The sequence below is a fragment of the Rickettsia sp. TH2014 genome (assembly GCF_019249195.1).
Classification (GTDB): Bacteria; Pseudomonadota; Alphaproteobacteria; order Rickettsiales; family Rickettsiaceae; genus Rickettsia; species Rickettsia felis.
The window spans coordinates 126-9,282 of record NZ_MXAX01000074.1 but is presented as its reverse complement, the minus strand read 5'-3'; the positions used below and the strand labels follow the sequence as shown (position 1 = coordinate 9,282).

Sequence of the window (9,157 nt, the reverse complement as noted above, 5' to 3'; positions counted from 1 at the left end):
AGATTGCCACGCAGCCTATGGCTGCTCGCAATGACGATATTTATACCCATGTGACAGCGGTAAAATCACTTACCTATGCAGAAATTTTTAAAGATCTCGCCTAGTATTTCTTCTACGTTAATAACGCCCGTAATAGCACCAATGCAGCGTGCTGTCATTCTGATATCTTCAGTTGCTAGGACTAAATCATTATCTAAGCTAAAAGCCGTTAAATGTGAGAGAGCTTGTTTTAAATAATGACGATGACGTTGATTTGTTATGTAAGGCGTTTCGGTAAAACTCGCCATATTTTCGGCAATATTTTCAATATTTTTTAATATACTTGAAAGAGCAATATTATTTTTTACTGAAACCCTTAAGCATTTATATTTATTTTCAATAGAAAAGATTTTACTAGGTTCAATTAAATCGATTTTATTAATTATTACGATAGTATTTTCATCAATTAAACCTGTAATATCTTCATTTATAGAGGAATCTAATTTTTCGGCATCAAACATAATAATTTTAATATCCGCTGTTTTAGCTGAATGAATAGCTCTTTTTATACCTTCTTGCTCTATCATGTCACTACTTTCTTCTCTTATACCTGCCGTATCCTGTAAAATAATAGGATAGCCGCCAATGTCTAAATGCCCTTCAATTATATCTCTAGTAGTTCCTGCAATATTTGAGACAATTGCTATATCTCTCTGCATTAAAAAATTTAATAAGCTAGACTTACCGACATTCGGCGGACCGATAATTGCAAGCTTAAGACCGCTATTTAGTAATTCTCCTCGTCTATTATCATTAAGATAATTAGACATTTCGTTTACAAGGTTTTTATGAGTATTGTGAACATCATTAAGGACGCTATCCGGTATATCTGCATCAGGGAAATCTATATAAGCTTCAAGCAGAGAGATGATTTTTAAAAGCTGACTACGCCAGTTATTATATAATTCTTCAAGCCCACCGCTTGCCTGTCTAATTGCTTGCCTATGCTGCATAATAGTTTCAGCATTAATTAAATCGGCTATCCCTTCTGCTGCCGTTAAATCAAACTTATTGTTTAAAAAAGCCCTTTTGGTAAATTCTCCTGCTTCTGCTAAACGAATATCAGCTATATTTAACAATGCGTTAATAAGCATTATGGAGATAGCTTTACTGCCGTGCGTATGAATCTCAACTACGTCTTCACCGGTAAAGCTATTAGGTGATTTAAAATAAACAACCATAGCATTATCAATTAGCTCTTTAGTTTCAGGAACTGTAATTTGTTGATAATACATGATGCGTGGTGTAAAGTCTGCTCTGCCGGTAAGTAGCTGTAAAACTTCTAAACTTTTAGAACCGGAAATCCTAAAAACCGCTACGCCTGCTTTACCGAATGCAGAGCTTTGTGCAAATATCGTTTCCATTTATTTTATACACTCTTGTTTATTAAATAATATATAATATAATATAATATAATAGCATATGATAGTACATAGATAGCATATAATATTATTCTTGAGAAAATCATGACCCCAAAAACAACCTCTTTAAATTTTAGTCGTTTAAATTGTCAAATTCCGAATTATAAAACTAAAATTCTAGAACTTAGCAAGGAACGTGAGTCAAGTTCCATATATATAGATTTTGCTCAAAAGTTTTTAAATTATATTCCGATAGATTATGATTTTGAGAATAGAGAAAAACTATTTCAAAATTTTGCAGATGAAGCCTTTAAGTTTTTTAAGCAAAGGGTAGAAAGAGCAAGAAAAATAGCAATAACAAAGACGGTTATAGAAAATGATCCAGCAATAAATGTCTTGATATTACTTGATAATAAACCGCATATTGTTGATTTTATTATATGTCTGCTTAAAAATATGAATTTGCAAACTAAGTTTTTACTCCATCCGGTAATAAACTGCGTCCGAAATAGTAAAGGAGAATTAGAAAAAATATTAGAAAATTCTGTGTCGGATGAAAAATCAGAATCGATACTGCATTTAACCATTTTAGGAAATTTTGACGATAAAACTACTACATTTTTAACTGAAGCTATAAATGAAAGATTAGAAGAGTTAGAGCAAAGCTATAGCCATTTACCGCAATTACTCACAAAATTACAAGATTTATCTAAAAATATAATTGATAATGATAAATTAAATTCTGAAGAGGCTAAAGAATTTTTAAATTGGTTACAAAACGATAATTTGGTTTTATTAGGGACTCTTGATTTTGAGGTAAAATCTTTAAAATTAAGCAATGAAATAGGAGCAGCAAAAATATGGCAAGAAGTAAAAGACGAGATTGATGATATTATAAAATGTTCAGCGAGTCCTTTATATCAAAATCAATTAATAATACTCGGTAAAATAAATAGTGCGTCGCTTATCCATTCAGATAATTTAATCGACTATATCTTAGTGAAAAAATTTAGCTCTTCGGGTGAATATATTTCGGGAAGTATAATTTTCGGCATATATAATGCAAATATGTATTACCATTCAATAAGTGATATTCCAATCCTACGACAAAAATTTAATTTTGTAATTGAGAAAGCCGGTTTTGCATTATCCGGTTATAATGCCGATAAGTTAAGAATTTTAATGGAGTCGTTACCGAGAGAAGCTTTAATACAAATTGATCAAGGCGATTTATATTGTATGTGTTTACATATGCTCTCAAGTATGATGAGTAAGAAGCTTAAATTATTTATTCAATATGATTGGTCGAGTTCTTTTTTTAATATCATAATTTTTCTGCCACGAGAACGTTTAACGGCTGAAATACATAATATGATAGATTGTTATTTAGCGGAAAAATTCGGTAGTAAAATTTTATCCAACTATATAACCGAAGTAGTCGGTAATTTTTCTTATCTTTTTGTAACGCTTGAAGCACAAGGGGAACATAAAATAAATTTTGAAGCAGAAATAATACAGCAAGATTTAGATCGTATCTCTACACGCTGGAGTGAAGATTTTTATTTTAAGCTTTCTAAAAAATTCGGTGAATATCAAGCAGGTATTAATTTAAAGCTTTTTGATAATGTTTTTCCGGCAGATTATAGACAAAAATTTTCTCCGGAAATAGCTTTAATAGATATTGAATATTTAATGGAAGCAAACAAGTCACAAGAATGTATGTTTAATCTAGTTTCTGTAAATGAAACGGAATTTTACTTAAAAATATATAGTCCAAAAGTAAAACTTGCCCTTTCTAACATATTGCCACCAATCGAAAATTTAGGTTTTAAAGCAATTGATGAACAAACTTTTGCAATTAAGGAGGCTCTGGAAATTAAAGAAAGCTGGATATATAATTTTATCTTAACTTCTATTGTACCTGTAAAAGATAATATTACCGAATTAAAAATAAATGTTGAAGAAGCCTTGGATAAAATGGCACTTGGGATGCTTGCCAATGATTCTTTAAGTAAACTAATAGTGCTTGCCGGCTTTAACTGGAAGCAAGTTAAACTCATCAAAGCTTTAACAAGATATTTACATCAAACGGGATTTAGTTACGGTACAGGTTATGTGCAACTAACACTACTTAAACATCCCGAATATACAAAAATGTTGGTAAATCTGTTTGATATAAAATTTAATCCTAAACATCCTGATAATAATTGTGATGTAATTCAAGATAAACTGAATAATTACTTAGTAACCGTTGAGATGAGTAGTGAAGATAAAGTACTGCGTAGCATGCTTGGTATAATTAATGCTATTACTAGAACAAATTACTATCAACCGCATAAACGTGTTTTTTCATTTAAGTTTGATTCTTCAAAAGTACCTGGTTTACCTAAACCTGTTCCGTTTGCCGAAGCGTTTGTTCATTCTAGAAATTTTGAAGCCGTTCATTTAAGAGGCGGTCCCGTATCACGCGGAGGACTTAGATGGTCGGATAGAGCAGAAGATTATAGGCTTGAGGTCCTTGGACTTATGAAAGCACAAATGACGAAGAATTCCGTTATTGTCCCTGTCGGCTCTAAAGGCGGTTTTTATGTTCATTTTACTGAGGAAGGACTTACTCGTGATGAATATATGGAAAAAGTGGTAGAATGCTATAAGAATTTCCTGAGAGGTTTATTAGACATAACCGATAATATCGTTGACGGTAAAGTGCTGCATCCGAAAGACATTATTATTTATGATAAAGAAGATCCTTATTTAGTGGTTGCTGCCGATAAAGGTACCGCCTCATTTTCGGATTATGCTAATAGTGTGTCAAGAGAATATAATTACTGGCTTGACGATGCTTTTGCTTCCGGTGGCTCTGCAGGTTACGATCATAAAAAAATGGCTATTACCGCTAAAGGAGCTTGGATTTCCGTAACTAATCACTTTAAAACTTTAGGGTTAGATGTCCAAATAGACCCTATTACCGTCGTAGGTATAGGAGATATGTCGGGAGACGTGTTTGGTAACGGTATGCTAAGATCAGAGGCTATTAAGTTAGTTGCTGCCTTTAATCATAAACATATATTTATTGATCCTGCTCCTGATCTTTTAACAAGTTTCAATGAGCGTTTGCGTTTATTTAATTTAAAGGGTTCTAATTGGTCCGATTATGATTCTAAGCTTATTTCTAAAGGAGGAAAAGTATTTGAACGTAGTAGTAAATTAATAAAATTATCACCAGAAATTAAAAAATTACTTGATATAAATGATAATGAATTATCACCGGAAGAATTAATTAAAGCTATTTTAAAAGCAGATGTTGATTTATTGTGGAATGGCGGAATAGGCACTTATATCAAAGCTAAAACGGAAAATAATTTAGAAATCGGTGATAAGACAAATGATAACCTTAGATGTAACGGTGAAGAAATTAGAGCAAAAGTTATAGCAGAAGGTGGTAATGTCGGTGTATCACAGAGAGGTAGAGTTGAATATGCTAAAAAAGGCGGACGCATAAATGTCGACTTTATTGATAATTCAGCAGGTGTTGATTGCTCCGATCATGAGGTAAATATCAAAATTGCTTTAAGTAGTGCGGTAATCTCAGGAAAAATTACTTTAGAAGAACGTAATAAACTTCTAAATGATATGACAAAGCAAGTTGAAGAATTAGTATTGCTTGATAATTATAAGCAAACCGAAGCAATAACAATTATGCAACTATCTCCTACTTTAACCGTTAATATACTTAGTCAATTTATAGATATTTTAGAAGAAGAAAAAGTATTAGAACGGGAAAATGAATTCTTGCCTAGTGCGGAAGAATTGAATAGAAGAGCTATCAGCGGTGAAGTACTAACTCGTCCTGAGCTTTGCGTGTTGCTATCATATAGTAAAAGATCAGCTTACCACGAGCTACTTAATTCTACTTTTTCTCATGATAAATATTTTGATGAATATCTTATAGATTATTTTCCTGAAATGATGCAAAAAAAGTTTCGTAATGAAATTTTATCTCATCCTCTTAAACATGAGATTATTAAAACTGTTACCATAAATAAAATAATTAATCAACTTGGAGGGCCGCTTATTAGTATTGTAAAGCGTGAGATTGGGGCCCCTCTTTGTGATATAATAAGGTCATATACCATTATTTGTGAAATTTTTGATCTTGATGATACATGGGAAACGATAAGTAAGCTACCTACTAATATTGATTACAATGTAAAAATCGATATGTTTACCGAAATAACGAAATTAATGCGTCGGGGTATTTCGTGGTTTATTAAAAATTTAAAGCATCCAATTAATATTAGTGAAACTATAGAAGAGTTTAGAGATCCTGCACAAAACTTAAGAAAAACGGTAGGTACTTTATTAGTCGGAGAAACTAAAATCAGATTTGAAGAAAAATTAAATTATTATACAACTAGCGGGATAGAGGAATCATTTGCTGCTACTATCGCTACATTTGACAATTTAATTTCAGTATTTGATATTATATATGTAACAAAACAGACTTCAGGAAATAATAAAGAGATAGCAAAAGCTTATTTTGCTATAAGCGATATGTTTAGTCTTGATTGGTTACGTAAAGCTTGTGATAAGCAATTGAACGATTCATTTTGGCGACGCCTAGGTATTCAATCGCTAAAAGATGATTTATATGACAAACAACGTAGATTATTAATAAAAATAATTAATAAATCTAAAACAACTATTGATTTAGATTTATGGATTGATAATAATAATAATTTAGTTAGAAATTTTCTTGATTTTATTAAAGAAATTAAATCTCAAGAAATTATAGACTTAAATATAATTATTTTAGCAAATAAGAAATTTGAAATATTCTTACAAAAACTTGAGTAAATTATGTCATCAATGCTTAAGCAAATTAGGTTAGATTCGGGTAAAACTTTAAATCAGGTATCTAGTGATTTAAAAATTAGAAAAAAATATTTAGTAGCTTTAGAAGAGGGTGCTTTTGAGGTTTTACCGGGAGAAGTATACGTAAAAGGTTACTTAAAATTATACTTGGATTATCTTAATGTAAAAGATCGAAATGCAGAGCAGATAGAAGCTACTAAACAGAACGAAACCGAAAAATTATTAAATAATAAAAGGGCTACGGCATTGATAAATTATAAACGTAAAAAACAATTAGTACTTATATCTATTATAATGTTATCGATTATTATTGTAAGTCATCCATTCATAATTAATGCTTAGAAGAAAATGGATAATGAAATGTTAAAGAGATTAATGGAAGAAGTTGAGCATAAACTTGACGAGTTATTGCGGGCACAAACGAATAATCAAAATGAAGTCAAAAAATTACAAAACGAAAATAAAGAATTAAAAGATAACTATATAAAAATGCTAGATCAAATTAACATTTATATTAATGAACTTGAAGAAATAAAAAAACAGCAAAAATAATTATGTCAATTGTTACGGTAACATTAAATAACAAGAGCTTTCAATTATATTGTAATAATGGAGATGAGGAAGAATTACTATCTTTAGCGAATAAAATGAATGATAAAATAGCGGAAATTAAACTTGGTAGTCCCACAGCCTCTTTTGAGCTATTATTAGTTATGGCATCTCTTAATGCTCAAGCTGAAATAGCTAATCTAACAGAAAAACTTAATAAAAACGGTTTTCAAAAAAATCATCCCGATGAAGAAAAATTCGCAGAAACCTTAACTACTATAGCAGGTTACCTAGAAAATCTTGCACGTAAAATGGGAAAGTGATATATTAGCTCTTGGCTGCTTGGTTCGTGAGCTTAATATTAACCTAGGACTACCACTAACTTTTAGGACATCGTCCCTGTCTAATACTAATTCAGTTTAGATATATGAAGTCCACCTTTACATAAAGGTCTTTGAAGGATTTTAAGTAACGGCCAAAGCGGTCATGTATACTCGTTTAATTTAAAAAATTGGCTACGTTGTCTTTTGCTGATAATCCTCGCGTACTAATATGTACGCTGCGGTTATCAGCTTCAAGACACCTTGCTCTTTTCCAAATTAAACTTCGTCTACCTACTTTTCGTTTACTCACAGTATACCTTTAAAATGAAACAAACAAAATCAAGCAATAAAGTTCTTGGTGCTTTTTTTGGCACTATCATTGAATATTACGACTATAGTTTATATGGTTTTTCAGCGGCAATTATCTCCGATAAATTCTTTTCAGCCGGTACTGATCCGTTAACAAAGCTTGTAAATGTTTTTGCCGTTTATGCGGCGGCATATTTATCAAAACCTATGGGTGCTTATATTTTTGGACGTATAGGGGATATATACGGTCGAAAAAAAGCCTTAAGTTTTACGATTATCGGTATTGTAATACCTACCTTAATAATAGGTTTATTGCCTGATTATTCTTCGATAGGAGTTTGGAGTACGATAATTTTAGTTTTATGTCGCTTTATGCAAGGTATTTTTATTGGAGGGGAATATGACGGTGTAGCGATTTATGTTATTGAACATTTAGAAGCAAAATACCGATTTACTGCCTCGGCAATAACTAGATGTACAGGAGTAATGGGTTTATTATGCGGGATTGGTGCAACTAATTTCTTCAATTCTCATATTTTTCCGGAGTGGGGTTGGCGTATTCCGTTTTTACTAAGTTTACCATTTGCATTAATAACTCTTTATTATCGCCGGAAATTTGATGAAACACCGGAATTTAAAGAAGCACATAATAGACAAGGTACTATTGAAAAGCTTAGCTCTATAATTAAAAAGCAATGGAAAAATATTGCACGGTTAATATTTTTAGCCGGAGGTTTTGGAGCAACATATCAAATTGCGATCATCTTTATGAAGCAATATTTACCGATTGTATTACCTTCAGTCGGTATTATTATGAGTTCTTTTTCAGTCTTAATAGTAATATGTTTTGCTGTTTGCATGCCGATTGCCGGCTTTATTGCCGACCGCTTAGGAGTTAATTCGGTATTAAAAATCGCATTTATATGTACCATTACAGCAAGTGTATTTTTTGTGATAGCAGTAAAATATCAAATGGCTAATTTAGGGCTTGCAGCTAGTTTAATGCTCGCTGCATCGGTTGCTCCTTTTAATGCTCTTGCCCATAGTATAATTATTAAGTCTTTTGTAGTTAAAGAACGCTATCGTGTTATAAGTTTAGGACATAATATCGGCTCAATGTTAATGTCCGGTACTGCTAATTATATTTGTGCAAAGGTAATAAAATCATTTGATTTCAATCTATTCCCGATTTTATATCTTTGTATGTTTGCCATACTTGCTTATTCTATGACGATGTTGTTTAGTAAAAATAATGAAGAGTAATATAAAATGAAAGACAATATAATTGATGAGATGCATAAGATTTTTACTAAAAATCGAATTGATAAAAATATTTCTATAATAGATGATTTTATTGCCGGAAGACGTCAGGAATATTTAATTGAAGAAGAAAGAAAATACATACCTGATATAATTACTACCGATGTTTTATAGATTCTAAACCATTTTCATCAAATAGAAAAAATTCACCTATTTCAGGGATAATAAACTTATTTTCATCAATATTATGTTTTTTCATAGCTTGCCGGAGTTCCAAAGGAGCCGCATTAAAGGCTTCATCAGCTAATTGAAAGACATCAAAATGACTAGCTATAGAGTATTTAGAATTTAAGTCCAAATGGCACCCCCCAAAAACAATCGACAAAAGGAGTAGAATTTTCTAGAAACAAAGGAGGAGATTCTATAAATGACAATATCAAA

The 9,157-nt window shown here is 31.3% G+C and carries 8 protein-coding genes and 1 other RNA gene; 7 read left to right on the top strand and 2 right to left on the bottom strand.

Translation table 11 applies throughout. The features are described 5' to 3' along the window. Positions 1-65: 65 nt before the first annotated feature. Positions 66-1,403, bottom strand: coding sequence for a tRNA uridine-5-carboxymethylaminomethyl(34) synthesis GTPase MnmE (gene mnmE, locus KYQ89_RS01210; RefSeq protein WP_218460023.1), 1,338 nt, complete (start codon positions 1,401-1,403; stop codon positions 66-68). Positions 1,404-1,505: 102 nt separating this feature from the next. On the opposite strand from mnmE, the gene KYQ89_RS01205 reads away from it, so the two are divergent. From KYQ89_RS01205 to KYQ89_RS01175, 7 genes are all read left to right on the top strand, one after another. Further along, positions 1,506-6,257, top strand: coding sequence for an NAD-glutamate dehydrogenase (locus KYQ89_RS01205; protein ID WP_218460022.1), 4,752 nt, complete (start codon positions 1,506-1,508; stop codon positions 6,255-6,257). 3 nt (positions 6,258-6,260) lie between these two features. Then, positions 6,261-6,617, top strand: a complete 357-nt coding sequence (locus KYQ89_RS01200) for a helix-turn-helix domain-containing protein (RefSeq protein ID WP_218460020.1) — start codon at positions 6,261-6,263, stop codon at positions 6,615-6,617. Positions 6,618-6,623: 6 nt separating this feature from the next. Then, positions 6,624-6,827, top strand: coding sequence for a hypothetical protein (locus KYQ89_RS01195; RefSeq protein ID WP_218460019.1), 204 nt, complete (start codon positions 6,624-6,626; stop codon positions 6,825-6,827). A 2-nt stretch (positions 6,828-6,829) separates the two neighbouring features. Further along, positions 6,830-7,147: a cell division protein ZapA gene (locus KYQ89_RS01190; protein ID WP_218460018.1), complete on the top strand. Its 318-nt coding sequence runs from the start codon at positions 6,830-6,832 to the stop codon at positions 7,145-7,147. 9 nt (positions 7,148-7,156) lie between these two features. Next, a non-coding RNA gene (gene ssrS / locus KYQ89_RS01185) (6S RNA) lies at positions 7,157-7,315 on the top strand. Between the two features lie 156 nt (positions 7,316-7,471). Beyond that, positions 7,472-8,719, top strand: a complete 1,248-nt coding sequence (locus KYQ89_RS01180; RefSeq protein ID WP_218460016.1) for an MFS transporter — start codon at positions 7,472-7,474, stop codon at positions 8,717-8,719. Positions 8,720-8,725: 6 nt separating this feature from the next. Next, a complete protein-coding gene (locus KYQ89_RS01175; protein WP_218460027.1) occupies positions 8,726-8,890 on the top strand; it encodes a hypothetical protein in 165 nt (54 codons plus the stop codon). On the opposite strand, the gene KYQ89_RS01170 is transcribed toward KYQ89_RS01175, so the two are convergent. Continuing rightward, a complete protein-coding gene (locus KYQ89_RS01170) occupies positions 8,874-9,074 on the bottom strand; it encodes a hypothetical protein (protein WP_218460026.1) in 201 nt (66 codons plus the stop codon). The two genes, KYQ89_RS01175 and KYQ89_RS01170, sit on opposite strands and share 17 nt — an antisense overlap. Between the last annotated feature and the right edge of the window lie 83 nt (positions 9,075-9,157).